The sequence below is a fragment of the Janthinobacterium sp. CG_23.4 genome (genome assembly GCF_029892305.1).
Lineage (GTDB): Bacteria > Pseudomonadota > Gammaproteobacteria > Burkholderiales > Burkholderiaceae_D > Janthinobacterium > Janthinobacterium lividum_D.
This window is the reverse complement of record NZ_JARXUX010000001.1, coordinates 1,442,229-1,468,731: the sequence shown is the minus strand read 5'-3', so window position 1 is coordinate 1,468,731 and position 26,503 is coordinate 1,442,229. Positions and strand designations below refer to the sequence as shown.

The following is a 26,503-nucleotide window of genomic DNA, read 5'->3' as shown; positions in this document are numbered from 1 at the left end:
CGCGTGTGCGGCACATATGACCAGTCCCCTTGCCGCTGTCTTTCGACCCCTAATCTGATTGCCTGCGACTGGCGCCTCACGACGGCGACAGGCCGATCTCACAATAAAGTTACCATGTCCTTTTCCTCCCTCGGATTGTCCGACGCTATCGTACGTGCCGTTACCGAACACGGCTACACCGTGCCGACCCCCATCCAGTCGCAGGCGATTCCCGCCGTGCTGGCTGGCGGCGACTTGCTGGCCGGCGCACAAACCGGTACCGGCAAGACGGCCGGCTTTACCCTGCCCGTGCTGCACCGTCTGTCGACCGACGCGAATGGCGCGTCCATCACCAGCACCACTTCGACGCGCCCGATCCGCGCCCTGATCCTGGCACCGACGCGCGAACTCGCCGCGCAGGTCGAGGAAAGCGTGCGCGCCTACAGCAAGTACACCAAATTGAACTCCACCGTGATCTTCGGCGGCGTCGGCATCAACCCGCAAATCAAACAGCTCAAGCACGGCGTCGACATCCTCGTCGCCACGCCGGGCCGTTTGCTGGACCACATGGGCCAGGGCACGGTTGACCTGTCGAAAGTGGAAATCCTGATTCTCGACGAAGCCGACCGCATGCTCGACATGGGCTTCATCCGCGACATCAAGAAAGTGCTGGCCGTGCTGCCGCCAAAACGTCAGAACCTGCTGTTCTCGGCCACGTTCTCGGAAGAGATCAAGGCCCTGGCCGATGGCTTGCTGAACAAGCCAGCCATGATCGAAGTGGCGCGCCGCAATTCGACCGTGGAAGTGATCAAGCAAAAGATCCATCCGGTCGACCGCGACAAGAAGCACCCGATGCTGTCCTACCTGATCAAGTCGAACAACTGGACGCAAGTGCTGGTATTTACGCGCACCAAGCATGGCGCCAATAAACTGGTCGAGCAACTGGGTGCGGACGGCATCGGCGCCCTGGCCATCCACGGCAACAAAAGCCAGTCGGCGCGCACGCGCGCACTGTCCGAGTTCAAGGATGGCACATTGCAAGTACTGGTCGCCACTGACATCGCCGCGCGCGGTATCGACATCGATCAGTTGCCGCACGTCGTCAACTACGACTTGCCGAACATTCCGGAAGATTATGTGCACCGTATCGGCCGCACGGGTCGCGCCGGCGCCAAGGGTGAAGCCGTGTCGCTGGTCTGCGTGGATGAGCACGAAATGTTGAAAGACATTGAAAAGCTGATCAAGCAAACCCTGCCGCGCGAAGTCATCGAAGGCTTCGAGCCAGACCTGAACGCTCGCGCCCAGCCTGTGCAATTGCGCAGCGGCACCGGCGGCCACCGCAACAACAGCCGCGCGCCAGCTGGCGCCGTGGTGCGCGTAAAAACCGGCGGCAGCGGCGCCAAGCCACGCAGCGCCGGCCCAGCGGGCGGCGGTGGTGGTGGTGGCAACCGTGGCGGCAATGCGCCGCGTTCGGCAGCATCGCACCGTTCCGGCGGTCGCGGCCGCTAAAACGCGGCCTTAAGGCGCCCCTTTCAGGCGGCGCTTGTCTGTATCAACAAGACGGTAAAACCGTTCCAGAACCTGCTTCTGGAACGGTTTTTTTACGCATGCTTACCTTTGCCGGTTTTGAGCTAGGATGGTGTCCATCGTCCTCACCTGCGTACTGCCATGCCGAACTTCGCCGCTAACCTCAGCATGATGTTTACCGAATTGCCTTTCCTGGAGCGCTTTGCCGCCGCCAGGGAGGCGGGCTTCGATGCTGTCGAGTTTCTGTTCCCCTATGCCGTCGAGGCGCGCCAGATCGCTACGCGACTCGAACGTCACCATCTGCAACTGGCCGTCTTCAACTTCCCGCCCGGTGACTGGGAACACGGTGAGTGGGGCATCGCCTGCGATACGCGCCGGGGCGAACAATTCCGTCACTATGTGCAAGTGGCGCTCAACTACGCGTTGGCACTCGGTGCGAAGCAATTGCACTGCATGGCGGGCATCGTAGCGCACGGCATGAGTCTGGGACTGGCACGGCAAAGCCTGATCGGCAACCTGCAATATGCAGCCGACGCCTGCCTTCCACACGGCATCGACGTGCTGATCGAGCCAATCAACCGCTACGACATGCCCGCTTACTTTCTAAACCATAGCCAGCAAGCAGCCGACATCATCACCGACTGCCAGCGCAGCAATGTTTTCTTGCAGTACGACGTTTATCACATGCAACGCATGGAGGGTGAACTGAGCAACACCATCCGTACCATGCTACCCCTGATCCGCCACATCCAGATCGCCGACACGCCTGGCCGCCACGAACCGGGTACGGGCGAGATCAACTACCGCCACTTATTCAAGCTACTGGACCAGATCGGCTACGCAGGCTGGGTCGGCTGCGAATACCGCCCTGCCAGCGATACCGTGGCAGGACTGGGCTGGCGCGAGCAATTGATGGGAACTGCGGGAACTGCGGGGACTGCGGGCATCGCGGGAATTTAAGACAGCAAGCACAGTTGATCGCAGCACGCTTGCGCCCGCACAAGGCAGCCAGCGCAGGCCGGCCTGAGAATACCTTTCCATACAGTATTTTCTGTCGAGAGCTCACGTGTCCGCCCTGCCTATCCGCCATCAGCGCGCCCTTTGCCTGCACATCTGCCTGGCCGTCGCACTGTGCGGCTGCGCCACTTCCCGCTACGACCTGGCGCAAGTGCGCGCCCTGGCCAGCGGCACCAATGCCCTGAACGCTTTCAGCGAACTGTCGCAGCGCCACGTGGACAGCTATCAGCGCGCGCGTCCGTATCTTTCGCCGGCCGAAGACGCGCGCGAACGCCTGCTCGATGCGCAACGCCGCGCCGCGCAAGCCGATGTCACGCGCCTGACGCAGGCCGTGCGCCTATACCTGCAAACGCTGGGCCGGCTGGCGCAAGCCGATGCCTATGACGTACAGCCCGAACTGGCCGGCGCCGGCGCCGCCATCCGCGCCTGGCCGGGCAGCGGCATCGACGATCGCCATGTTAACGCCTACACCCTGTTGCTGCAGCAACTGTCGCGCCTGGGCGGCTCCGCCAGCCAGCAGGCACACTTGGCGCAAGTGCTGCACGACGGCGACGCGCCGCTGCAAGCCTTGCTGGCCGCGCTCGACAGCTTGCTGGCGCTGTACGACAAAAGCGGCGATAACGAGCGCGACATGGTGCTCGGCTTGCTCGACGTGGAAATTGCGTATGCCGACACGCCGCAGCAGCGCCTGCTGGCCGTACTGGCGAAAAATATGCAGCAAAGCAAAGCCGAAGAATATCGGCTGTATGGCTTGCGTCATACGCTGGCGCGCCAGCAATTGGCGGCACTGGCGCGCGAACACGCCCGGCTCGCCGCCAGCCTGACCACTACGGAGGAAAAATGGACGGATCAGTAGGCAGGAGCAGCGGCAGCGAACGCCGCGAAGCCGCTCTCAGCAGCGCCATGCGCGTCGAACAACTGGCCGACAGCCTGTCGCAGGCGGCCGTTACCCTGCATGGCGCCGTCATGCGCGCCATCCGCAAGCGCGCAAGCCAAGGCGAAAACGGCATCAGCCACAGTCAGGCACAAACCGTCTTCGCCCTGGAAGTGGCCTTGCGCCAGCAAGCCAACCAGCTGTATGCCGATGCCGCCGGGCACACAGTCGCTGGCCTGGAAACGGCGCAGCGCCAGCTCAGCGGCCTGCTCGACACAGTGCGTTTGCACATCGCCCGCAACGACGACGTACGGCACTGGATCAGCCTGGCGACGAGCTTGTTGCATCTGGGCAGCGCCGTGCTCGGCGGCAATCCCATACGCATCCTCGGTACCCTGGACAAGGTGCGAGAGCGGCTACAAGATAGGGCACCTGGCTGATTCAGCCAGCAGCGAGGCGAGACAAACTGGTACCAGCAGATCATGCACGACAGCGCAGGCAGTAAAGCAAGCAGGGCGGCCAATTTTGGGCTAGCATCATGGAAGTAAGTGCTACCGGGTGATGACCATGAATCGATTACCGCAAGACCAGCTGCAGCACCTGCAAGGCGTGCTCGAGCAACGCAAGCTGGCGTTGCTCGAACAGATAGAGAACGAAGTGGCCGAGGCCGACGCGCGCGCCTCGCTGCTCAATGAAATCGAAGCCTCGCCTGCCGACAACGCCAGCGTGCGCACCTTGAACGCCCTCGTCAGCGAAGCGGCCGAGCACAACGTGGCGCAGCTGTGCATGATCAAGCAGGCGCTGGCCAAGTTTGCCGATGGCAGCTACGGCCTGTGCGACAACTGCGGCGAAGCCATCGGTCTGAAGCGCTTGAACGCGCGCGCCGAGGCGCGCCTGTGTATCGATTGCCAGACGCGGCTGGAAAAGGCACAACGCTAACGCCGCCATGGCAAGGCATGACCCAAGGCAAGGCATCGCTGCCCTTCCCCGTGTTTCTTGCCTTTGCTGCCGCGACTGTCGTTGCCATGCGTCCGCGCCCCAGCGCCCATTGTGCTTGCCGGCTGGACGGATGACTGTGCCCTACTGCCCTTGCCCTACTGCAAGCGATACGCTTGCTTAGCTCATGTGCTGTCCGCCATTGATGGCGATATTGGCGCCCGTGACGAACGCCGCCTCGTCGGATGTCAGGTAAGCGACCAAGGCCGCCACCTCATCGGGCTCGCCCAGGCGGCCCACGGGGATTTGCGGCAAAATCTTCGTCTCCAGGATATCGGCCGGCACAGCCGTCACCATCCGCGTGCGCAGATAGCCGGGCGAGACCGTGTTGACGGTAATGCCATGGCGCGCCACTTCCAGTGCCAGCGCCAGCGCCTTGCTAAAGCCATGCAAGCCCGCCTTGGCGGCCGCATAGTTGCACTGGCCAAACGCGCCCTTCTGGCCATTCACGGACGAGATATTGATGATGCGGCCCCAGCGCTTGGCCAGCATCGGTTCGAGCACCTGCTTGCTCATGTTGAACACACTGTCGAGATTGGTGCGCATGACCTCGGCCCAGTGCGGCAATTCCATCTTGTGCATGCTCTGGTCGCGCGTGATACCGGCGTTGTTGACCAGCACATCGATGCGGCCGAACTGCGCCAGCACGCGCGCGACGGCATCGCTGCAGGCAGCGAAATCGCCCACGTCCAGGGCCAGGGGATGGAAAACATACGCTTGCGCCTGCTGCTCGTCGAGCCAGCTACCCACGCGTGCATTGCCCGGCGTATGCGCGGCCACGACGGCAAAGCCTGCCGCATGCAGGCGACGGCACAAGGCCGTGCCCAGCCCGCCCATGCCCCCCGTGACCAGCGCCACCCTGTGTTCTTTCATTGTTATCTCTCCCCGCTTGTTATGGTTGTTCTGCGTGGCATCAAGTGTAGGAGCAGTTTTTATCGCCAGCTTTGCGCAAGATCAAGTGCTCAACCTGACGCAGTCGTGCGCGGCAGGCACCCCGGTCTGTGCCAGAATGGCCATTACTGCACCGCGAGAGGCCAGGCCATGACGTATAAAACCGTATTGCTCCACATCGACGACGGCGCCGGGCGCGCCACACGCATCGCAGCGGCAGCCAACATCACCGAGGCTTGCGGCGGCCACCTGACGGGCGTGGCGCTGACGGGCGTGTCGCGCCTGCTCTACCAGAACCAGCCCGACCTCGACGCCGACCCGAACCTGAGCTTGCACCTCAATTTCCTCAGGGAACGGGCAACGCGTTCGCTCGACGGATTCGATCAGCAAGTGCGCGCGGCCGGCGTCGCCTCGTTCGAGCAGCGCGTGCTCGACGATGAGGCGGCGGGCGGCATCAGCCTGTTGGCCCGCTATGCGGATCTGGTCGTCATCAGCCAATACAATGCCAAGGATAAATCGCCATCCGTGATGCGCGACTTTCCCGCCTATGTACTGCTGCATTCGGGCCGCCCCGTGCTGATCGTGCCGTACGCGCCGCCGCTGCCGCTGCTAGCGCCGCCCGCAGCGGCGCGCAATGTGCTCATCTCCTGGAATGCCAGCAAGGAAGCGAGCCGCGCCGTGACGGCCGCCCTGCCTCTGCTGCAGCGCGCCGGACAAGTCCATGTGGCCATCTTCGATGCCAAGGTACATGCGGCCGAGCACGGCGAACAGCCGGGCGCCGAACTGACGCACTACCTGGCGCGCCACGGCGTGGCAGCGCACCTGCATCTGCTCGATGGCGGCGGCGTGCGACGCGGCGATATCGGCGCAGCGCTGCTAACGCAGGCGATGCAGCTGTCGGCCGATTTGCTGGTGATGGGGGCGTATGGACATTCGCGCCTGCGCGAAACCATCCTGGGCGGCGTCACGCGCACGATTCTGCAGAACATGACGATCCCGGTGCTGATGGCGCACTAAGGCCGCTTGGGAGCCGCGCACTAACTGCCCTGCCAAGGCTGGCCGCGGATCTTCGCCACCTGACGCTGCGCCAGCCACTGCCACAGCTGCAGCGCGTCATCCTGCGGCAGGGCCGACATGTGGCGCGGGTTGGCCAGGGCGATTTCGCAATCGCGGTCCGACCACTCCTCGAAAGTGACTTCGCCTCCGCTAGCGACCTCGACCTGATACATCAAACCGTCGTCGTAGCCAAAGCGCAACAAGACTGAGGCAGGGCTGCCGTCCGGCGCCATGCCGCCGGAATAGACTTCGGCCAGCGCATCGGCCAGCTGTGCCGGCGAGGGCGCGCAGATGTCGCGCCCATCGGTTCTAGTCAGAATGAACCATGCCTGTGTCATGACGCGCCCTCCTATCCATACTCGTTAGCATGCGAGGCAAGTACTACAGGCAGTCACCTTGGTCCAGTCTCACTACGGGCGCACGGAAACTATTCCTGTCGCCATTATTTATTAATAATGACGAATACTGAGAGGTATCATACCTAAATTTCGTACAGCGCGGAATGTATGCATGTTGCACCATAGCTACGCTGCGTCACGCCACCAGCACGGGAATGCTGAGCGGATCGAAGTCATGCCAGTCGCCATTGGCAATCGTGCCCTGCGCTTCCTCGATATGCTCGGCGCCGAGCCGGCGCAGCGCCCCGAGCGCCAGCTCACGCTCGTCGGGACCGCCCAGCGCGACGGCGACCAGCATGCCCGGATGCCGTGGCTGGCGGCGATTTTCGCCATGTCGGTCGCCATCTCGGTCGCCATGCATTTCCGACTCACCCGCCTCCTTCATTTTATTGAAACTGTAGAGCGAGCCAACGTGGGCGCCCACCAGCGCCCCTACCACCGGACCCAGCGGTCCTGTCGCCAGCGTGGCGGCGGCGCCAATGCCCGCGCCCACGGCGGCCCCGACGGCCACGCCTTCCAGCACGCCTTCCGGCGTCTCGCGGGCGCCGGGTGAGACGTCGCGGTCACCGCCGAGCCCATACAGATCATGCTGCCCCGGCTGATTGACAAAGAAGGCGCTGATGCGGCTGGCGGGAAAGCCCACCCGGCTCAGGGCGACGCGCGCGGCATCTATCTGTTCATGCAATTGAAAATGAGCTGCAATGATGTGTGACATGGTTCGGCCCTCCTGGTCGGCTGCGGACGCACCGTGCGCCACCGTTCCAGCGTGCGCCCGCCCAGCGCGAAATACCGTTCGCTTACGCACATAGCTGCTCAATCACATACGCAGTGATGCGCATGTGGCAAGCGGGCTGCGGCTATCGGACAGTGATTGTCGTGCGCAGGCATGTTGCGCCCGCGCAAAGAAATCCTCGGGAGTGACTCGCTCCAGCACTGGCCTTTGATCGGGCCAGCAAACGCAAAGCGCCGCAGCGCGGCGCTGGCAAGCTAGGCTAGGCTAATCAGGGGCGGCTGCAGGCCTGAGGTGGCCGCTTACCAATGCTGGGCAAAGTTGGGGAATGGCGCGGCCCTGTGTTCGGGCTCGACAGGCGGCGCCATCCAGTCGCGCGGGTCGACCTTGTAGTACTGCAGAAATTGCGCATACAGCTCGGCATGGTGCTCGGCCATCTGATACGGCTTTTCAAAGAAAGTTTCCGTGGCCACGGCAAAGAATTCGGCGGCATTCGTGGCCCCATAGTGGTCCATCACGCTTTGCTGCTCGAGCATGGCGTCGTGGCGCAAGTTATCGAAGTCGCGTGACAGCACGGTGGCCCAACTACGGTAGCTCGACACGCTGGGCAGATAGGGCGCGCCATTCGCGGCGCCCGATTCGCTGTCGAGCTGGTGCGCGAATTCATGCAGCACCACATTGTGGCCATCGGTCCAGTCGGCGGCGCCGCGCTGCACGTGGTCCCAGGCCAGCACCACGCGGCCATCGCCCCAGGATTCACCGAGCAAGCCGTTGCTCGATGGCGTCACCACGCCGCCCGGCCCCACTTCATTGCGCGTGACGATGAATTGCGTGGGATACACGAGGATGGTGTCGAGTTCCGGATACACGCGGGTCTGGCGATTCAATAGCAGCAAGCAGGCCTGGCCGGCGATGGTATAACGCATTTCATCGGTGATCTCCAGGCCGCCACAGCCGACGAATTTCTTTTGATACAGGAATTGCACGACGAGATCGCGCAATTGTTGCTGCAGCGAGGCCGGTATGCGCGCATACACGGGAATGTTTTTTTCCAGTATGGCCAGCGCCTCAGGTGGCAAGGGCCGTGCCAGGGCGCGCCGCAGACGCCAGCGGGGGAACCACAGCGACAAGGCGATGGCGGCCGTGACGAGGACGATCCACAGTAGCGGGTTCATGCAGCGACACGCTGCATGGCAGCGGGAGCAACGAGGGCAAGAGGGCGCATAAGACTAAGGCAGACGGCGTAGGCACACAAGGACGAGCTCCTTCGAATGAAGCCGCAGCGGAATGGGCGGACAGTCCAGACCACATGGGGTTGATTGATATCTTTTCAATCCACCAAGCTCAAAGGGTCGGCTCGAACGCCGAAAGCCGGGTCGCAACCCGGCTGTCAAGGTGCTAGGAATCATGCCAACTGAATCATACCAACTAATAATAGTGCCAACTGTGCCAACGACAGGCATCGGGCCGACAGCCAGCAGCCAGCAGCCGCGCGGCCACTGCGGCACCGCGGCACTGCGGCACTGCGGCACAAACTTGTTTACTCTGCTGCCTTTTGCTGAGGCGCACCAAACAGCGCGGCAACGAGCGGGTCGCGCGTCACGGGACCGCGGTTGACGCGGATGGCGTAATGCGTGTCATCGGCCAGGATATGGAAGTGACGGCCGCTGCCTGCCATGCTTTGTTCGCGCAGGCCGGGACGGTCTTTGCGTGGTGGCGCACCTTCGCGTTTCGGCTGGACAATGGCGGCCAGGAAGGCGCGCACGCGCTCAGGGTCTGGCGTGAGCTGGTACACTGCCTTGCCCAAATAAGTGGCGGTACCTTCGATGTAGCGGGCCAGTTCGATCACGCCCGCTTCGCGCAGGTCGCGAATATATTTGCGTGCACCCGATGGCGAAAACTTGAGGAACCAGGCGATTTCATCGGCCAGCATCTCGTGCAGCGACAATTCGCCGATCAACTTTTGCATGTTTTCGATGCGGCGTAGGGTGGCCGACGTCGAACGCACGCGCTCGATCGGTGCCATGGAGATGGGATTCATGCGTTCCGCAGGGACCGGGGCCGCACGCTCTATCATTTGCGTACCTTTTTCGGGGCTACGAAGTTCCTGGTGCGCTGCCTTTAATTCGCTCTTCACGTGAGACTGAGTCATTGCATGCATTTGAATACTCCTTTTAAACGATTGCCGGTAGCCCGGATTGTTAAATTCTTGGCAATTTTTATGCCAGAACACGACAAATCCTGAGCGTCTGGGCACAGAATGCCACCCTGCTTCCCCTTGGTCTGTGCGTTAACGAACATTAGAAGCAAGAAAGTGCGAATTATTTCCTCGGAGAATTATTTCTGTGCGACATCTAAATGCCGTGATATTTCTGCGTTCAAGGTGAAGTGGCGAACAGAATCATCGGCATTCTTGCAATAAATTCAAGCTTCACGCGAGGCGCAAGTACGAGGCGCACGCCCATCCACCTGCGCCGACCCCATCGCGACTATCTTGATACTTTACAAAGGACTCATCATGAACATGCCTGCCCTGCTAGCCGCTGCTGCCCTGCTCTCCCTGTCCGCCTGCAAGAAACCAGCCGAGGCGCCGCTGCCAGCAACGGCGCCCAACCCTACGTCCACCCCACAAGTGATGCCGGCCCCCGTCACGCCGGCCATGCCGGAAACGGGTGCGGGACGGGTAACGCCGCCTGCGCCGCTGACCGATCCGGCCACCACGCCAGCACTGCCACCGGCCACGGCGCCGAAGTAAGCGCGCCAGAGGGCAATCCATCAGGCGCCCACGCGGCGCCGCCCCTACTCCACGGGGGAGTTGCGCGTTGCCAGCCTGTTTGCAACGCGCTTTTTTACGATTAGAGTCAGCCACGCCACGAAGGTTCCACGACAGGCGCAGCGCCGGACAGCATCGAAGCGGTCCGCCGCGAATGCGGCAATCCGCACTCGCGTAACGTTCGCCGTGCGAAAAGACGGAATAGCGCCATTTCCCGTTTTCAACAGATTCAGATTAATCCTTTATAAACAATCACTTGCAATAAACTCCAAAATGCGCTCCACTGGCACGGAAGATGCTTTTATATGTTCATAACCGCCTCCAGAGCGGCAGCATGATCGACTATATAAAACTAACAACTTTTTGGAGACAACCGCATGGCAAGCACCTTCCGCATCTCGTCCTTATTGAACCCCAAGGCACTCGCCGTGGCCGTCGCACTGGCTGCGCAATTCCCGCTGGCCGTCCATGCGGCCGACCTGGTACGCCTGGGCAACCTGAAATTCGCCCATTACGGCGCCGTCGCCTATATGAAGGAAATCGCGCCGAAATACGACTTGAAGATCGAGGAGCGCATCTTTGCCAAGGGCCTCGACATCGTGCCGGCCATGATCGCCGGCGAAATCGACGTCTCCGCCAGCGCGCTGGAAGCGGCCATCACGGGCCGTGCCACCGGCTTGCCCGTGTATTTGGTGGGCGGCTTCGCCAAGGGCGGCGTGCAAATCGTCGGGCGTCCCGACCTGAACATCAAGGGCATTGCCGACCTGAAAGGCAAGAAAGTCGGCGTCACGCGCGGCGGCCCGCAGGAAATCTTGCTGTTTGCCGAACTCAGCAAGGCCAAGCTGACTTGGTCCGATAAGCCGGGCAAGGACGTGCAAATTCTGTACATGGGCTACCCGGACCTGAACCAGGCCCTGCTGACCCGCGACATTGACGTCATGAGCCAGTCCGAACCCTATTCCACGCAAGCGATCCACAAGAAATACGGCGCGGCCATCATCAAGCCGTATGACACGCCGCTGGGCGAGCCCGTGCGCGCGCTGGTGATGACGGAAAAAATGTACAAGGAAAAGCCGGCCGTGGCCCAACGCTTCATGGATTGCTTCGTCGCCGCCACCCGCGCCTTCCTGGCCGACCCAAAGCTGGCGGAAAAATACGTGCGCGAATCGATGTTCAAGAACCAGATCACTAGCGAGGATTACCGCGATGCCATCGACAATGCGATTTTCACGGAAGATATCAGCCAGAGCCACGTGCAACTGACCACCGACTACATGGTGAAATTCGGCGTGGGCCGCATGGCCAACCCACCTGCGGCGCAGGATTGGGTCAAGCTGGACCTGCTGGAAAAAGCCAAGAAATCCTATGTGCCACGCTAAGCACGAGCACACTAATCTGAAAGTGTCACGATGAATATTCAAATGATGAAACGCTTCGCGCACGGTGCCATCGTGCCCGTGCTCGTGCTGCTGTTCTGGCAGGCACTGTCGACGTTTGGCTGGATCAATCCGCAAATCCTGCCCTCGCCCTTGGCCGTGCTGGTGAAGTGGTATGAATACCTGATTCCCATGCAAGCGTACACGCCGGAGACGGGCAGTTACCTGGTGTGGATGTTCTCGGGCGAACTGCCGCATGACGCCTGGGCCAGCCTGTCGCGCGTGCTGGGCGGTTTCGCCATCGGCGCCGGCCTGGCCTTGCCGCTGGGCTTGCTGATGGGCACCAACAAGACCATCTATAAACTGTTCGACCCGCTGGTGCAGGTGCTGCGCCCGATTCCGCCGATCGCTTACATTCCGCTGGCAATTTTGTGGTTTGGCCTGGGCAACCCGCCCGCCTTCTTCCTGATCAGCATCGGTTCCTTCTTCCCGGTGCTGATGAATACCATCGCCGGCGTGCGCCAGGTCGATGGTATTTATATCCGCGCCGCGCGCAACCTAGGCGCCAGCCAGATGACGATGTTCCGCCGCGTCATCCTGCCCGCTGCCACGCCGTATATTTTGGCCGGCGCACGCATCGGCATGGGCACGGCCTTCATCGTCGTGATCGTGGCGGAAATGATCGCCGTCAACAGCGGCCTGGGTTTCCGCATCCTGGAAGCGCGCGAGTATTTCTGGTCTGACAAAATTATCGCCGGCATGTTTACCATCGGCCTGTTCGGCCTGGCCATCGATATGGCCATGAATGCACTGAATAATCATTTGCTGCAGTGGCACCGCGGCCTGGAACACTAAGAGGAACGGCCATGACCACGATCAATATCAATGCAGTCAATAAAATCTTCACCACCGGCGGCGCCGACGTCATCGCCCTGAAAGACATCAATCTGGAAATCGCCAGCGGCGAGTTCATCTGCCTGCTGGGGCCGTCCGGCTGTGGCAAGTCGACCCTGCTCAACGCCATCGCCGGCTTTTCGCAGCCGACTTCCGGTCAGATCCTGGCCGGCGGCAAGCTGATCACCGAGCCCGGTCCCGACCGCGGCATGGTGTTCCAGGAATACGCGCTATTCCCATGGATGAGCATCGAAAGCAATATCGCCTTCGGCCTGGAAATCGCCGGCAAGACGCCGGCCGAAATCGGCGAACGGGTCGACATGCTGCTGAGCATGCTGGGCTTGACGGAATTTCGTGCCCGCTACCCGAAAGACTTGTCAGGCGGTATGCGCCAGCGCGTGGCGATCGCCCGCGTGCTGGCGCTCGATTCTCCGATCATGCTGATGGATGAACCGTTCGGCGCGCTCGACGCCTTGACGCGGCGCAACTTGCAAGATGAATTGCTGAAAATCTGGAAAGTCTTCGGCACCACCATCGTCTTCGTCACGCACTCGATCGAGGAATCGGTCTACCTGGCCGACCGCACCATCGTCATGACCTACCGTCCCGGCACCGTCAAGCGCGACGTGGCCATCGATCTGCCGCGCCCGCGCGACCCGAGCGACCCGGAGTTCAACCGCCTCAAGCGCATGCTGGGCGAGATGGTGATGGAAGAGCAGCAACGTCATCACAATGCGGAGACCATGGCCAGCACCGCTGACTAATGGTCGTGCAAGCAAACCCGAGAGCAAGTGCCGGGGTCGGACCTTAAGGTCCGACCCCAGTCTTAGCCTTGCGGGTTTCAGCTTTACAATACCGGCGTATTTAACCCGACACACGGAGCACCATGGCATTCGGCAAATGGCCCCTGAGACCCGCGCTCGCCCCCCTGCTGGCCGTGGCGTCGCTGGTGCTGTTGACGTGGGCTTCGTATGCCTGGGTCAAGCAGCGCCAGCTCGATGAATTGCATCGCACGCTAGATTCGCGCGCGCAGCTGTATGTGGCCTCCATCGGCGGCGCCCTCAATAAATACGAATTCCTGCCCCTGGCCGTGGCCCAAAGTGATGCTGTGGCGCAATTACTGGAGCAACCCAGCGCCGACAAAGTCACGCAGATCAACGCCTATCTGGTCGACATGAACCGTCGCGCAGGCGCCTTTGCCGTCTACGTGCTCGACGACAAGGGCACGACCCTAGCGTCGAGCAACTGGCAAGAGCGCAGCTCCTACGTGGGCGTCAACTACGGCTTCCGTCCCTATTTCAAGAATGCGATTGCGGGCGGCATCGGCCGCTTCTATGGCATCGGTTTCTCCACCTTCGAGGCCGGCTATTTCATTTCGCAGCCGGTGCTGCGTGACGGGCGCATCATCGGCATCGTCGCCGCCAAGGTCAACCTGGACTGGATCGAGCAGTCGTGGCGCACGCCCGGCGCGGGCGAACAGATCTGGGTCAAGGATGCGAATGGCGTGATCATCCTGGCCACCACGCCCGCCTTCAAGTTCAAGACCCTGACACCGCTGTCGCCGGCTGCGAAGAACGATATCAGCGCGCAGCGCCAGTTCCTGAACGAAAATCTGCCCATCTTGCCGCACAAGGTGCAGCGCCAGTTCGTCGATGGCGCCAGCGTGATGACCCTGGAGCGCCCGCAGGCTGGCGACACTCCGGCCCTGTCCGGCAGCGCCGAGAAAGTGAACTACCTGGCCGTAAACCGCGCACTGGGTCCGCTGCAATGGCAAATCACGGTGCTGGCCGAACTCGACGATGTGAATGCGGCGGCGCGCAACGCAGCCATCGCCGCCGTGCTGGGCTGGGCCTTGCTGCTGCTGGCCCTGATGTATGCGCGCCAGCGCCGGCGCCGCATTGCCGACAAGCTCAATGCGCAACAGACACTGGCGCGCGCCTATGAACAGCTGGAAATCAAGGTCGCGCAGCGCACGGCCGATCTGGTGCATGCGAATGGCCGCCTGCAGGCAGAAGTGGCCGAGCGCGAGCGCGCTGAGCAGACCCTGCGCTATGCCCAGGCGGAACTGGTGCAAAGTGGCAAGCTGGCCGCCATCGGCCAGATGGCGGCCGGCGTCACGCACGAGCTGAACCAGCCGCTGGCCGCGCTGCAAACGTTTTCCGACAATGCCAAGGTATTGCTGGCGCGGGGCCGCATCGACGATGCACTCGATAATCTGGCGACCATTTCCGAGCTCGTCAAACGCCTCGGCTATGTCACCTCGCAACTGAAAGGCTTTGCGCGGCGCAGCGACGATGCGCGCAAGCCCGTCAGCGTGCGCCAGGCGTTTGCGCAAACCATGCTGCAAATGCGCACGCGCAAAAATGCGCAGCGCTTGACCCTGCATGAAAGCTGGCCCACCGACGACATCATCGTGCTGTGTAACGCCATCGGCCTGGAACAGGTGTTTAGCAACCTGATCACCAACGCCATGGATGCCGTGCCCGAAAGCGAGCCCGTGCAGATATGGTTCGAGGTGCGCCGCGAAGGCAACTACGCCGTGCTGCATATCACCGATAATGGCCCCGGCATCGCGCTGGCATCGCTCGACAAGATCTTCGACCCCTTCTATACCACCAAGGAACACGGGCTGGGCTTGGGATTGTCGATCAGCGCAGGCATACTGCGCGCGGCCGGCAGCACACTGGCCGTGCGCAACCGCAGCGCGCAGGAAGGGGGCGGCGCACAATTTACCATCACCCTCTGCTGCGCCCCGAGGGAGAGAGACGAAGGAAACATCTGATGCACGAGAATAATTTTGAAGGCATGCAAGTGCTGCTGGTGGAAGACGATGCCGTGGTGCGCAAAGGCGCCCGGCAATCGCTGGAACTGGCGGGCTTGCAAGTGACGGCCGTGGCCACGGCGGAAGAAGCACTGCCCTATCTGGTGCCTGAATTTGCCGGCATTTTATTGAGCGATATCAAGCTGCCCGGCATGGATGGCTTGAAACTGCTCGATATCGCCGTGGCGCAGGATGCCAGCCTGCCCGTGATCCTCGTCACCGGCCACGGCGACGTATCGATGGCCGTGGGCGCCATGCGCCGTGGCGCCTACGACTTCATCGAAAAGCCGTTTTCCGCCGACTTGCTGGTGGAAGTGTGCCGCCGCGCGCTCGACAAGCGCCATCTGGTGCTGGAAAACATGGACTTGCGCCGCCAGCTCGCGCAGCGCGTTGGCATCGAAGCGCGCATCGTGGGGCGCAGCGCGGCCATGGCCAAGGTGCGCCAACTGGTGCTGAGCCTTGCGCCAAAATCGGCCGACGTCATCATCCTGGGCGAAACAGGCACCGGCAAGGAACTCATTGCGCGCTGCCTGCACGATTTCAGCGAACGGCGCGATCATCCTTTCGTGGCCATCAATTGCGGTGCCCTGCCCGAATCGATTTTTGAATCGGAACTGTTCGGCCACGAGGAAGGGGCATTCACGGGCGCGCAGCGCCAGCGCATCGGCAAGATCGAATACGCCAACGGCGGCACCCTGTTTCTGGACGAAATCGAAAGCATGCCGCTGGCCTTGCAAGTGAAACTGCTGCGCGTGCTGCAGGAAAGGCAAGTCGAGCGCCTGGGCTCGAACAAATTGATATCCGTTAATTTCCGCGTGATTGCCGCCGCCAAGGAAGACTTGAGCGTGCTGGCGGAACAGGGGAAATTCCGTCCCGACCTGTATTACCGCCTGAACGTGGCCAGCCTGACCCTGCCGGCGCTGCGTAACCGGCGCGAGGATATCCCCCTGCTGTTCGAATTTTTCGTGCTGCAGGCAGCGCTGCGTTACAGCCAGCCGGCCGCCATCGTCAGCGGCGAACTGATCGCCTCCCTGATGGCGCAGCGCTGGGCCGGCAATGTGCGCGAACTGCACAATGTGGCCGACCGCTTCGTGCTGGGCTTGCTCGACGATACGCTCAGTCCGGCCCGCTGCCGCGAAGCCTCGCTGGCCGAGCAGGTCGACACCTTCGAAATTTCCATCATCGAGCAAGCCTTGCGCCGCCACAACGGCAACGTCATCGATGCGGCTGCCAGCCTGAATATTCCAAAGAAAACTCTGTACGACAAGCTCAAGCGATTTGATATCTCGACCGAGCAGTTCCGTTAATTGCAAGCAATTTTCCGACACAGCCATGCGGCGGCGTCCTACCCGTTCAGGCGGGCGCACGTGTGAGAATGCCAGCTCGAATCAACACTTGCACAGGACCCTGCCATGAAAACCGCCACCGTCTTGCTGGCCGCCACCCTGATGACCGTCGGCGGCGCCTGGGTACAAGCCCAGTCGACGACGAATGTGAACCAGACGGGCGACCACACCAACAATGCCAAAGATCCGGGCCAGCAATCGGACGAATCCGACAAGCTCGACAACAAAGGCAAGGTCGTCGACGACGCCAAGCCAGCCAAGGCGCGCACGGATAAGCGCATGCGGCGCAGCAAGCCCGTGGCCACGCCGGACACCCGGGCAGACAGCGGAGCGACAACCTCGCCGCCAACCACGCCGGTAGCACCGGCAAGACCAGCAACACCGGCACGCTAAGTCACGCATCCAGCGCTGCGCCAGATTGCTCCTTGGCAGCTATCATCGCGCTGTTACAAGATAGTCTGGATCGCAATGCAAGCAGCATGCCGTGGGGTAGTGACGACAGTCACGGCAGGCGCGCTGGCCACCGCGGGCTGACAGGCGGCGCCTACGGTGGACGAAGGCATGGAGCTGACGACGGGCATCCACAGCGCACCGTCATCATTTTTGACGGCGTTGTGCTCGCCTCACCAGCACCTACTTCTTATCAGGAAATCATGTCGCCGATCGAACGCAAATGGTGGTTTGCCATGCCTGTCATGTTAATCGCCATGGGCACCACGCTGTGGCTACTCGATTGCGCGCGAGTACCACGCACGTACTCCTTGGCTAGGGTCACTATTTTCAGCCTATGCTGGGTGCCGCTGCAGCGTAGTCTTTCTTTTCTACTCTGGATATTGCTGTTGTGGCTGGCGCCTGGCCTGGCAGACAAAAAACTGTCCCAGCACTAGAGTCGCCCCCCCGCCCCCGCTGCAGCTAGAAATCATGGCGATCAAACAACCATGCGCCATCCCTTTTCACAAATACAAAAGTCTCACGATGAGCGCCGTTGTCGGGCGGCATGCCGCGAAAATCCACGCTCAAGAAAATAGTCTGGGGATCGTGCACCGCCCAATTCCACATTTTTTTCGATATGTAATAATTTAGGTGATCTATTTTCGGAGGAAATCGCATCTGCTTGATCCCGTTACTGGTAGCAAGCGCGGAAAATGATGACGGGATTGCGCGAACCTGACTATAAACCTGGAAAAATTCCATCACTGGATTAATAGCCTCTTTCACCACAGCCAAATCTTCGGCAGTCTTGATTGCAGAAAGATCCACCCTGTTTTTTATTTTCCGATTAGGTGGCTCCTTCATAAAACTAAAATCCAATGCTCTGACATTGACAGTTTTTTCCTCAGCAGCTACTACTCTCTCGGCAGCATGCCCTGGTGGCAGAATTACTCCAAACCCCAAAAAAATAACAAGAAAATAGAAGTTCCGCATTTCAACTCCCGCAAAATATTTCTGAAATTTATTTTTCAACATAAAAACAGGGCAAGCTTGTTTCGCATCTTCTTTCGCCATACAGCAGCCGCTAGCGATCTTGAAGCAGAAGACAGCGAGAATATCCTTCCCACTATTAAAATGTAAATATTTTTTCCGCTTTTTTTTGGAACTTTTCATCTACACATTTTTGCCGATATTTGCACTTTGATATTTCACATACTATTCCGACAAAGACAGCATCGATGACAGGCGCAACACCACACTTTTTTGATAAATGAATCAACGGGCATGATTCAAACAGCAGGACAGGCGAATGGCAGCGGCAACAGCGTCAGAACTAATTTCGCTGCGCCAGCGCATTGCCCCGCACCTGAAACGCCACCTGCGCTACCGTCTTGCCGGCATCATCAACGAGCGCCAGTGCGTGCTTGCCCGGCACGGGACGCCAGCGGATGCTCTCGCTAGCGGCCCCCATGTCCTTGCCGTCGAGCACCCAGCGCAAGGCGTGACTGCCCTGGGCCTGGAAGAACACGCGCTGCAGGACGGGCGGAATGTCGGGGTCGATGGCGAGGATGCTGTCCTCGGCCGGATACACGATGGCGGGCGGCTTCATGGTGTCGCCCAGCACGGCGATGACGGGGCTTTCCGTACCAGAGATAAACCATTCGCGGCGCGGCGCTTCCAGCGCAGGCTGATACGCCACCATCTGCTGCAGCACGCCGGGCGGCGCTTTCGGCGCATGGCTGGGCAGGCTCTTGTGCAGATAATCCATGACGTCGCGCCACACGGGAGCGGCGCCCGTCACGCCCGAGACGTCCCACATGGGCTTGCCGTCGAAATTACCCACCCACACGCCCACCGTGTAGCGCGCCGAATAGCCCATGCACCAGTTGTCGCGCATGTCCTTGCTGGTGCCCGTCTTGACGGCGCTCCAGAAATTCGTCCCCAGTTCGTTGCGCAAGCCAAAGGTCATGCTGCGCGCGGCGCGGTCGGCCAGGATATCGCCGACGATGAAGGCAGCGCCCGAATCCATCACGCGACGCTTATCCTTGCCAGCCTGCCCCGGCTGCAGGCTGGCCGTGCTGTACAGACCACCATTGGCCAGCGCGCGGTAAGCATTGGCCAGTTCCAGCAGGGTCACTTCGGACGAGCCCAGTGCCAGCGAAGGGCCGTAGTATTCGGCCGCTTCCGTCAGGCTGGCCAGTCCCACTTCCTTGAGACGGTTGTAGAACCCGTCCTGCCCTGTCAGTAGCAGCGTGCGCACGGCGGGAATGTTGAGCGAGCTGGCCAGACTGGTACGGGCGCTGACGTAACCCTTGAAGTTGCGGTCGTAGTTTTGCGGTGCATACATGCCCGACGCCGTGGCGACATCGAGCGGCGAGTCGTCCATGACGGAGGCGGCCGTCATCAGGCGGCGCTCGATAGCCAGCGCATACAGGAATGGTTTCAGGGTGGAACCGGCCTGGCGCAGGGCCGTCACGCCATCGACATGGCTGCCGCCCGCATTGCCCACATAGGCAAGGACTTCTCCGCTGCGGTTGTCGAGCACGATGATGGCGCCATCGTTGACATTGCGCTCGCGCAAGGATGCCAGTTGCTGGCGCAAATTTTCCTGCGCGAAACGCTGCAGGGGAGCGTCGAGGGTGCTACGCACGGAGGCGCCCGATTGCTTGAGCAGCTGCTGCGCCACTTGCGGCGCCGGCGCCAGCTCCGCGTACAGGGCCGTGCGCTGCAAGGCCGTTTGCACGCGCTGGCCGATCAGCTGGCAACTGCTGTCCATACGCCATTGTTGCGCCAGCGCGCAGGCACGCCGCGTAACGATGGCCGGTGACGCATTCGGCGAGCGCACCAGGCTGGCCAGAATGATGGCGTCCGTCTGGCTCAAGCCCGACGGCGCCTTGCCGAACAGGCTGTATGACGCAGACGCGATGCCTTGCAGCTCGCCGCGAAACGACACCAGATTCAAATACGCTTCGAAAATCTGCGCCTTGCTCCAGCTGTCTTCGATGGCCTGGGCGGCACGCATCTGGTCCCATTTCTGGCGCAGGCTGCGTCCGCCTGCTTGAGCCTGCAAGTGCGCGTCGAGCTGACCCGCCAGTTGCATGGTGATGGTCGAGGCACCGCGCGGCTTTTTCGAAAGCAGATTATCCCAGGCGGCCGTGGCCAGCGCGGACACATCCACGCCAGCATGGCGCATGAAGCGCTGGTCTTCCGCCAGCAGCACCGCTTGCTGCACGGCGGGGGAAATATCGGCCAGCGCCACCCACGGCAAACGCCGCACCTGCATGTCGACGCGTAACGATTGCAGGGGCGCGCCACTGCGGTCCAGCAACTGCGCTTCCGAGCTGCGATAGGCGGCCTGTACCTGTCCCGGCGTCAATACCGCTTCCGCGAAGACCGGGCCGGCCAGCAGGCAGCCCATCAGTAAAACACTAGCTTTCACTGCGCCACCTTCACGTTCGCATTTGGCGACTCGCCAAACATTTCGGGCGCATACATGGCTTCGATGCGCGTCGCCGGCAGGCTGAAATCGCCGGCATTGTTCAGGCGCACCGTGTATTGCACGCTCCACGTGCCTTTTGGTACAAACGCGTAATACGCGCGGAAAGCATCAAACGCGCGTTCCTCGAACGTGGGCCAGACCCAGCCGGTGTTCTTTTCGCCAGCCGTCAGCAGCTGCGAATCGCGCCCCAGGCCATTGCCCAGCACCGTGGCGCTGGCCGGTATCGGGTCGTCGACCACCACCCAGCTCATGTCTGACTGCGCCGACAAATCCAGGCGCACGCGGTAGACATCGCCGCGCGACCAGTGGCCAGCGATTTTCTGTTCCACGGGCGTCACGGTTTTCTTGATCGTGTAACCGCTGGACACGGGCGCCTTGAGCGCGATGGCCGCCAGGCTTTGCACGGTGACCCAGGGCTTGCCCGTGCCGCTATGCGCCAGGCCCAGGGTGTCCATGCCCTTCGGCCACGCTTGCAGCACGGGGCCGACTTTCGCCGCGCCATTCCACACGAGCGCTTGCGTATCGCCGCCCAGCTTCACGGCGCTGGCCCCCGTCACGGCTGTGGACTCGAACTTGGCCGAGAATTTGGCAATCGCCAGGGTGCCCCAGGCGTTGGCCACTGTGGTGTCCCAGCGGCCCTTCTTCTGGCGGCCCATGCTGCCGCGCACCAGGCGGCCGATATCGTCCTTCCACGCCGGGTCGTCCATTACGGCCAGCAGCAGCCGGTTGGCGTTGACGTCGCCGGAGACCATCAGCCACCACCAGTTATCCTTGCGCTCGGTGGAAAAGCCCATGGTCGTGCCCTGGAAATTCAAGCGCGAACGCAAAATCTGCTGCGCTTCGGCCAGCAGCGCATCGCGGCGCGCCAAGCTTGGTGTGCGTTGCAGCAGCAAGCTCCAGTCGATGACGGCGGACGTGGGCCACAGGTTAGGGCTGATGCTGATGCTTTCCAAGGCATCGGGTGGCACCTTGTTGGAACGCGACAGCGCTTCCAGCGCGGCCAGCTTGCGCACTGCCAGGTCGGTCGTCGCCAACGCGGAATGGCGCACGATGCGCCCCTGCACGAAGGCCGTCAAGGCTTCTTCCATGCGGTTCTTCGTCTGTTCGGGAATCGCATAGCCCGCTTCCCTTGTTGCCGACAGCACATACGCCGTCAGGCTGTCGCTGCCCTGCTCCATGAGGGGGAAGTATTTCAGCATGCCATCGCCGTCCAGGTAAGCGGGCAAGCTGGCGGCCAGCTTGTTCCACGCCTCCTGGTCTTGCAGGGCGATCGCCTTCGAGGTGTTTTGCTCGAAGCAGGTGTAGGGGTAGGCGGCCATGTACTCGCGCACGCCGGGCAGCTCGCCGCCCAGTCTGGCGACAAAGCTGGTCTGGATGCCGCCCCGGCCCGGCAAGGCGCCGGCTGGCATTTGCACCGACATATTCGTCGGCTTGTCGACCTGCAGCAAGGTCGCCTGATAGGTGCGCACGGGCGTGGCCTGAGCTACCTTTTGCGTGATTTTCAGTTTATCGCTATGGCTGCCCGCCTTGGCGGCGATCTCCCACACAATGCTTACCGCACCGAGCGGCACCTGATAATCCCAGCCCACTTCACGCGCTTCGCCGGCCGCCAGCCTCACACTTTGGCGTGGCAGTGCCTTGCCAGCCGCGCTGGCATCGAGGTCCACGCTCAAGGACGCGGCCGAAGTATTGCGCAGCGTAAAGCCTGCACGCAACTGGTCGCCTTCGCGCACGAGGGTGGGCAAGCCCGACATCAAGATCAGGTCTTGTGAGCTGCGGATATCCGTGCTGCCCGTGCCAAACAATTGCTTGCCCGCGCTGGCGACGGCAACGATGCGGAAAGCCGTCAGCGAGTCGTTGAGCGGCACTTGCACCGTCGCTTCGCCCTTGGCGTCGAGCTTGACTGTGGCCTTCCAGAACAGCAGAGTGTCGAACAGCTCGCGACTGGCACCCTTGCCGCCGCCACCGCCAGCCGGGAAGGCCTTGCGCCCGAAGTGGCGCTTGCCGATCACCTGCATCTGCGCCGTCGCCGTGGCCACCTGCAAGCTGCGCTGCGCCATCATGGTATCGAGTAATTTCCAGCTATCGTTGGGCATCAGTTCCAGCAAGCCAGTGTCGACAGCCGCCAGCGCCACTTCGGCACCTTCTGGCAAGGGCTTGCCATCGGCGCGGCGCACGCGCACCGACACTTCTGCCTTGTCACGCGTTGTGTACACCTGCTTGTCAGACACCACCATGACGTTCAGTTCATGCGCCTGCCACCCGACGTTCAGCGGCGTGATGCCCATCTTGTAGGCTGGCTTGCCCAAGTCGACCAGGGCCGTGGGCTGCACGCCATCGACACGCCCGCGCACGACAAACACGGACACATACACATTCGGCGCGTAGTTCGGTTTGACCGGGATAGTGACCACAGGTTCCCGGCCATTCAACTGGCGCACATAGGTGTCGAGGATGCCTTCGCGCTCGACCGTGATCAGGGCCGTGCCCGAACGGAAAGGCATGCGCACTTGCAAGCTCGCTTCCTGGCCCGGCTCATAGCGTTTCTTTTCAGGCAAGACGTCAATACGATCATTGTCGCTGGCGTTGAACCACCAGTCGCCGCTGCCGGCCACCCAGGTTTCGCGCTTGGCGACAGCCGCATTGCCGGCACTGTCCTGCGTGCGGGCGCGCAATATCAAATTGCCGCTGGCCGGTGCCTTCACGTCGCAGACCAGCAAGCCCTGCTTGTCCGTCTTGCCAATGCAGGCGGAACCGAGCTTGACGATTTCGCTGCTGTTTTCATACGCATAGAAACCGCCGATCAAGCGGCGGCGGTGCGAATAGCTGTTGCGCTGGAAGAAGTCGACGTCGACTGCCGCATTCGCCACGGGCTTGCCATTGGTGCCCAGCACGACGACCGTGAACTTGAAAGCATCCTTGCTCAAGGCCCAGGCGTCGGGCTTGATGCCGATCACAACATTCGATGGCCACAGCGGCACGCGCGTGGCAACGGAAGCGGTCTCGCCATTCGCATCCTGGAAAGCGAGCTCCGCCACCAGGTCGCGCGGCGCGGACAGCTGCGGCAACTGGTCGATGACGATGCGCGCGCCGCCCGCCTTATCCAGAGTCAGGCTTTGCGTGCGCGCCGCCGTGGCACCGGGGCCGGCTGGTCCACCACTGCCTTCGTCCTGCCATGCGCCCTCATCGTCGTCATAGCCCGTGCCCTGCTGCACCAGGCCTTCCTTCACGTCGCCATTGCTGAAGCTGACATCGGGATAGTCGGGAAACATCACGCTCTTGTCCTGCAGCAGCGTGCGCAGCTTGACGGGCGCGTTGGTGGCGGCGCCGCCGGCCAGATACGTGATTTGCGCATCGAGGGCCAGCTGTTTCACCTGCACGGCGGGCGCTATCGGGCCCTGCAGCACGGCTTTCATGGTGGGCACGCGGAACGCTTCCACCCGGAAACTGCCGGACGGGCGCCCCGCCATCGTCACAAGGTATTCGCCCTGCTTGGCGTCGGCGGGTATGCGCCAGTCATTTTCCGCCGTGCCACTGGCCGACCAGCGCAGGGGCAATGGATAGTTTTGCTCGCTGCCCTGGTGCGTGATGACGACGGCGGTGGCGCTGCCGGGGCCGTTGTTGCTGTCGACCAGGCTCATGCCCTCGGCCGTGTGCTTGCGGATGAAATGCTTCATATGCACGGTTTCGCCGGCGCGCAGCAAAGTGCGGTCGAATACCGTGGCCAACAAGGTGTTGTCGGCGCGCGTGTCGTCCGTGGGCAGGTTGAAACGCCAGGCTTCGATGCCGCCCACCCAGTCCGACAGGGTGAACGTCATGTCGCCGCCGCTGCGCGCACTGATAAAGTAGCGCGCATTGTTTTTGCAGCTGGAGTTGGCCAGTTCGCCTGGGATGTGCGCCACGCCGTCCGCCCCCGTGGCGCCTTGCCACAGCAGCTTGCCGGCGCAGTCGCGCACGGCCACTTGCGCTTTTGCAACAGGCGCGCCCTTGTCCAGCGACGTTACCCACACGAGCGACGATTGCGCGCCGTGCTTGAAGTGGGCCGCCAGGTTGGTCACCAGCGCGGCCGTGCGGATATACGCCGTGCGCGGTTTACCCAGCAGCACCTTGCCCAGGATCGGGCTGGCCAGCTCGACCACATAAAAGCCTGGTTTCTGCAGCGCAATGCCGATCACTTCAAAGGTTTTCTTGCCCTCGGGACGTGGCAGGCTGATGGGGCGCGTGCCGGCGGCGTCGGCCAGCACGGATTTGCTCATATTGCCCGCATACTGGGCATACGGTTGCCAGTATTCGCTCCTGTCGCCATTGCCGGCCAGGCGCTGCATCCACTCGATGATGAACTTGTCGTCATTGTCGGGCACGCGCAAGGTGGCGCCCGTGGCCGCCGATGCCGGTGCCGATTCCCTGGTGATTTCATTGCCCGACAGCATAGGCTCGATATTGCGCACCGTCACGGGCAACAAGGCGTCGCCCTTGGCTTCGATAATGCCGAACGGGGCTGGAAACTTCAGCAGCGGCGGCTGTTCGCCGGTGCGCACCGTCATGGGAAAGCGCGCGCGGTTGAGCAAGGCACGGCCGGCGTCATCCGTCAGTTTCGGCGGCAGGTTCAGGACAAAACTGGCTTGCACGGGAAACGGCCCGTTGAAGGTCACGTACTGCACGAATTGCGCTTTTTCCTCTTCCTTCGCGATCGTCGGCGCATACGTCTTGCCCCCGCCCTTCAAGGTCATGGCGCGCACCTGCGCCGCGCTCACGGGTGCGGAAAACTCCACGCGCATGGGTAGGAAGGGGATGCACTGTTCTTTCGGGTTGCTGCGTTCGCAGCTGAACTTGGCCGTGAAATCGGGACGTGTCCTGAACTGCAGGGTTTGCGCCTTGTCCGTGGCGATGCCGCTGGCGCTGGCGATACCCTCGCCCCACTCCAGCGACACCTTGGCGTTCGCGGGCAAGCTGCGCTTGCATTGCAGCACGGTGACGGGCAGCGGTGGCGCGCCCTTGCTGGCGACGGGCATGCCCACTTTCCAGAGCAGGCCCTGCTTCTTGAAGTAGACGCTCAGATAGCGCTCGAGAAAACCCTTGCGCAGGGTTAAAACCTGCTCCAGTTCCTTGCCCACAAGGCGCCGCACGGGGATCTTTTCATTGATGCCATCAGCGCGGCAATACGCGTTCGCGGCCATGCTGGCCTCGTTCGGCGCGGCGTCGAGGCCCAGCACGAAGATCTGGTTTTCATCGATATACGACTGGCCGTCATAGGGGATGGACTCGACGATCGCCGGGCCGCCCGTGGAAAAGTGGTAGGACGCCGCTCCTTGCAAGGGCTTGCCCGCCAGGTCCTTCAGCCCCCCGTTCAAGGTGAAACTGCAAGCCACGCCGGCGGGCAAGTCGCGTTCGAAATCAAAGTTCCAGTGACGCTCGTCGGCCCAGCGTCCGGCACCCGCCACGACGCCAGGCTCGGCCTTGCCACAATCGATGGCGAACGGCGCGGGCAAGCCCATGTCGCCGAACGGCACCATCGGCGTGGCAAACTGGACCCGCACCTGGCGCACGGCCTTCACCGTGCCGCTGGGCGAAAACTGGGACACGCCATTATCGGCCCGTACCGGCGTAGCCATGCCCAGCGATAGCAGCAGACATAGCGCCCCCAGCTTGCCAGTGAGCGGGGAAGAAAAAATACGGGACAGGTCAGGCACGGGAAACTCCTTGATGAAAAGTGGCGCAACTGGCTGCAGCGCGCAAAAATGGCCGCAGCGAGCCCGGTAAGGCAACAGAATGGGGCCGGAATACAACATCCAGATCAGATTAGTTATCAAGCTCATCATTGTTACTAATATACAGTGGCATGCTGCTAATAAGTCGTACGATTGCCTCTTGCTGCGGCGCCAGGAAGTGGCCGT

General features: G+C 61.8%; 22 protein-coding genes. 14 read left to right on the top strand and 8 right to left on the bottom strand.

The genetic code is table 11. The features are described from left to right. Window positions 1–114: 114 nt before the first annotated feature. From H4V96_RS06615 to H4V96_RS06595, 5 genes are all read left to right on the top strand, one after another. Window positions 115–1,488 carry a DEAD/DEAH box helicase gene (locus tag H4V96_RS06615; RefSeq protein ID WP_196856456.1) on the top strand — a complete coding sequence of 458 codons (1,374 nt, stop codon included), beginning with the start codon at window positions 115–117 and terminating at the stop codon, window positions 1,486–1,488. A 159-nt stretch (window positions 1,489–1,647) separates the two neighbouring features. Continuing rightward, window positions 1,648–2,466 (top strand): 2-oxo-tetronate isomerase, encoded by an 819-nt coding sequence (gene otnI / locus H4V96_RS06610; protein WP_196856457.1) that lies wholly within the window; start codon window positions 1,648–1,650, stop codon window positions 2,464–2,466. 106 nt (window positions 2,467–2,572) lie between these two features. Continuing rightward, on the top strand, window positions 2,573–3,379 hold the full coding sequence (locus tag H4V96_RS06605; RefSeq protein ID WP_196856458.1) for a hypothetical protein: 807 nt from the start codon (window positions 2,573–2,575) through the stop codon (window positions 3,377–3,379). Next, window positions 3,364–3,837 (top strand): hypothetical protein, encoded by a 474-nt coding sequence (locus H4V96_RS06600; protein ID WP_010396464.1) that lies wholly within the window; start codon window positions 3,364–3,366, stop codon window positions 3,835–3,837. The genes H4V96_RS06605 and H4V96_RS06600 overlap by 16 nt, the downstream gene beginning before the upstream one ends. Before the next feature lie 127 nt (window positions 3,838–3,964). After that, window positions 3,965–4,336 carry a TraR/DksA family transcriptional regulator gene (locus H4V96_RS06595; protein ID WP_280720808.1) on the top strand — a complete coding sequence of 124 codons (372 nt, stop codon included), beginning with the start codon at window positions 3,965–3,967 and terminating at the stop codon, window positions 4,334–4,336. A 177-nt stretch (window positions 4,337–4,513) separates the two neighbouring features. Here H4V96_RS06595 and phbB read toward each other — a convergent pair whose 3' ends face one another. Continuing rightward, a complete protein-coding gene (phbB, locus tag H4V96_RS06590) occupies window positions 4,514–5,266 on the bottom strand; it encodes an acetoacetyl-CoA reductase (protein WP_280720807.1) in 753 nt (250 codons plus the stop codon). A gap of 168 nt (window positions 5,267–5,434) precedes the next feature. On the opposite strand from phbB, the gene H4V96_RS06585 reads away from it, so the two are divergent. Beyond that, the gene (locus tag H4V96_RS06585; protein ID WP_196856461.1) at window positions 5,435–6,301 is read left to right on the top strand and encodes a universal stress protein; all 867 of its coding nucleotides are present in this window, start codon (window positions 5,435–5,437) and stop codon (window positions 6,299–6,301) included. A 20-nt stretch (window positions 6,302–6,321) separates the two neighbouring features. Here H4V96_RS06585 and H4V96_RS06580 read toward each other — a convergent pair whose 3' ends face one another. The 4 genes from H4V96_RS06580 to H4V96_RS06565 form a co-directional block, all read right to left on the bottom strand. Next, a complete protein-coding gene (locus tag H4V96_RS06580) occupies window positions 6,322–6,678 on the bottom strand; it encodes a hypothetical protein (RefSeq protein WP_010396458.1) in 357 nt (118 codons plus the stop codon). A gap of 196 nt (window positions 6,679–6,874) precedes the next feature. Next, window positions 6,875–7,453: a glycine zipper domain-containing protein gene (locus H4V96_RS06575; protein ID WP_196856462.1), complete on the bottom strand. Its 579-nt coding sequence runs from the start codon at window positions 7,451–7,453 to the stop codon at window positions 6,875–6,877. Between the two features lie 317 nt (window positions 7,454–7,770). Beyond that, window positions 7,771–8,643, bottom strand: coding sequence for a M90 family metallopeptidase (locus H4V96_RS06570; RefSeq protein WP_196856463.1), 873 nt, complete (start codon window positions 8,641–8,643; stop codon window positions 7,771–7,773). 365 nt (window positions 8,644–9,008) lie between these two features. Next, window positions 9,009–9,509 (bottom strand): winged helix-turn-helix domain-containing protein, encoded by a 501-nt coding sequence (locus H4V96_RS06565; RefSeq protein ID WP_010396453.1) that lies wholly within the window; start codon window positions 9,507–9,509, stop codon window positions 9,009–9,011. Between the two features lie 477 nt (window positions 9,510–9,986). Between H4V96_RS06565 and H4V96_RS06560 the strand changes: the two genes are divergently transcribed. The 8 genes from H4V96_RS06560 to H4V96_RS06525 all read left to right on the top strand — a co-directional run bounded on the left by H4V96_RS06560 (window position 9,987) and on the right by H4V96_RS06525 (window position 17,565). Then, on the top strand, window positions 9,987–10,223 hold the full coding sequence (locus H4V96_RS06560; protein ID WP_010396451.1) for a hypothetical protein: 237 nt from the start codon (window positions 9,987–9,989) through the stop codon (window positions 10,221–10,223). Window positions 10,224–10,618: 395 nt separating this feature from the next. Next, window positions 10,619–11,620: an ABC transporter substrate-binding protein gene (locus tag H4V96_RS06555; protein ID WP_010396450.1), complete on the top strand. Its 1,002-nt coding sequence runs from the start codon at window positions 10,619–10,621 to the stop codon at window positions 11,618–11,620. Between the two features lie 30 nt (window positions 11,621–11,650). Then, window positions 11,651–12,472 (top strand): ABC transporter permease, encoded by an 822-nt coding sequence (locus tag H4V96_RS06550; protein ID WP_196856464.1) that lies wholly within the window; start codon window positions 11,651–11,653, stop codon window positions 12,470–12,472. 11 nt (window positions 12,473–12,483) lie between these two features. Next, on the top strand, window positions 12,484–13,275 hold the full coding sequence (locus tag H4V96_RS06545) for an ABC transporter ATP-binding protein (RefSeq protein WP_196856465.1): 792 nt from the start codon (window positions 12,484–12,486) through the stop codon (window positions 13,273–13,275). Between the two features lie 122 nt (window positions 13,276–13,397). Next, window positions 13,398–15,293 (top strand): ATP-binding protein, encoded by a 1,896-nt coding sequence (locus H4V96_RS06540; protein ID WP_196856466.1) that lies wholly within the window; start codon window positions 13,398–13,400, stop codon window positions 15,291–15,293. Beyond that, window positions 15,293–16,639 (top strand): sigma-54 dependent transcriptional regulator, encoded by a 1,347-nt coding sequence (locus tag H4V96_RS06535; RefSeq protein ID WP_196856467.1) that lies wholly within the window; start codon window positions 15,293–15,295, stop codon window positions 16,637–16,639. The genes H4V96_RS06540 and H4V96_RS06535 overlap by 1 nt, the downstream gene beginning before the upstream one ends. A 105-nt stretch (window positions 16,640–16,744) precedes the next feature. Next, the gene (locus H4V96_RS06530; RefSeq protein ID WP_196856468.1) at window positions 16,745–17,071 is read left to right on the top strand and encodes a hypothetical protein; all 327 of its coding nucleotides are present in this window, start codon (window positions 16,745–16,747) and stop codon (window positions 17,069–17,071) included. Between the two features lie 32 nt (window positions 17,072–17,103). Beyond that, window positions 17,104–17,565: a hypothetical protein gene (locus H4V96_RS06525; protein WP_196856469.1), complete on the top strand. Its 462-nt coding sequence runs from the start codon at window positions 17,104–17,106 to the stop codon at window positions 17,563–17,565. A gap of 25 nt (window positions 17,566–17,590) precedes the next feature. Here H4V96_RS06525 and H4V96_RS06520 read toward each other — a convergent pair whose 3' ends face one another. From H4V96_RS06520 to H4V96_RS06510, 3 genes are all read right to left on the bottom strand, one after another. Then, a complete protein-coding gene (locus H4V96_RS06520; RefSeq protein ID WP_196856470.1) occupies window positions 17,591–18,283 on the bottom strand; it encodes a hypothetical protein in 693 nt (230 codons plus the stop codon). Between the two features lie 160 nt (window positions 18,284–18,443). Further along, window positions 18,444–20,528, bottom strand: a complete 2,085-nt coding sequence (pbpC, locus tag H4V96_RS06515; protein WP_196856480.1) for a penicillin-binding protein 1C — start codon at window positions 20,526–20,528, stop codon at window positions 18,444–18,446. Window positions 20,529–20,545: 17 nt separating this feature from the next. Beyond that, window positions 20,546–26,299 carry an MG2 domain-containing protein gene (locus tag H4V96_RS06510; protein ID WP_280720806.1) on the bottom strand — a complete coding sequence of 1,918 codons (5,754 nt, stop codon included), beginning with the start codon at window positions 26,297–26,299 and terminating at the stop codon, window positions 20,546–20,548. Window positions 26,300–26,503: the final 204 nt, after the last annotated feature.

Coding starts and splice junctions, on each gene's coding strand:
- H4V96_RS06615 (WP_196856456.1), top strand. CDS start 115: ATGTCCTTTTCCTCCCTCGGATTGTCCGACGCTATCGTACGTGCCGTT.
- otnI (WP_196856457.1), top strand. CDS start 1,648: ATGCCGAACTTCGCCGCTAACCTCAGCATGATGTTTACCGAATTGCCT.
- H4V96_RS06600 (WP_010396464.1), top strand. CDS start 3,364: ATGGACGGATCAGTAGGCAGGAGCAGCGGCAGCGAACGCCGCGAAGCC.
- H4V96_RS06595 (WP_280720808.1), top strand. CDS start 3,965: ATGAATCGATTACCGCAAGACCAGCTGCAGCACCTGCAAGGCGTGCTC.
- phbB (WP_280720807.1), bottom strand. CDS start 5,266: ATGAAAGAACACAGGGTGGCGCTGGTCACGGGGGGCATGGGCGGGCTG.
- H4V96_RS06585 (WP_196856461.1), top strand. CDS start 5,435: ATGACGTATAAAACCGTATTGCTCCACATCGACGACGGCGCCGGGCGC.
- H4V96_RS06580 (WP_010396458.1), bottom strand. CDS start 6,678: ATGACACAGGCATGGTTCATTCTGACTAGAACCGATGGGCGCGACATC.
- H4V96_RS06575 (WP_196856462.1), bottom strand. CDS start 7,453: ATGTCACACATCATTGCAGCTCATTTTCAATTGCATGAACAGATAGAT.
- H4V96_RS06570 (WP_196856463.1), bottom strand. CDS start 8,643: ATGAACCCGCTACTGTGGATCGTCCTCGTCACGGCCGCCATCGCCTTG.
- H4V96_RS06565 (WP_010396453.1), bottom strand. CDS start 9,509: ATGAATCCCATCTCCATGGCACCGATCGAGCGCGTGCGTTCGACGTCG.
- H4V96_RS06560 (WP_010396451.1), top strand. CDS start 9,987: ATGAACATGCCTGCCCTGCTAGCCGCTGCTGCCCTGCTCTCCCTGTCC.
- H4V96_RS06555 (WP_010396450.1), top strand. CDS start 10,619: ATGGCAAGCACCTTCCGCATCTCGTCCTTATTGAACCCCAAGGCACTC.
- H4V96_RS06550 (WP_196856464.1), top strand. CDS start 11,651: ATGAATATTCAAATGATGAAACGCTTCGCGCACGGTGCCATCGTGCCC.
- H4V96_RS06545 (WP_196856465.1), top strand. CDS start 12,484: ATGACCACGATCAATATCAATGCAGTCAATAAAATCTTCACCACCGGC.
- H4V96_RS06540 (WP_196856466.1), top strand. CDS start 13,398: ATGGCATTCGGCAAATGGCCCCTGAGACCCGCGCTCGCCCCCCTGCTG.
- H4V96_RS06535 (WP_196856467.1), top strand. CDS start 15,293: ATGCACGAGAATAATTTTGAAGGCATGCAAGTGCTGCTGGTGGAAGAC.
- H4V96_RS06530 (WP_196856468.1), top strand. CDS start 16,745: ATGAAAACCGCCACCGTCTTGCTGGCCGCCACCCTGATGACCGTCGGC.
- H4V96_RS06520 (WP_196856470.1), bottom strand. CDS start 18,283: ATGAAAAGTTCCAAAAAAAAGCGGAAAAAATATTTACATTTTAATAGT.
- pbpC (WP_196856480.1), bottom strand. CDS start 20,528: ATGGGCTGCCTGCTGGCCGGCCCGGTCTTCGCGGAAGCGGTATTGACG.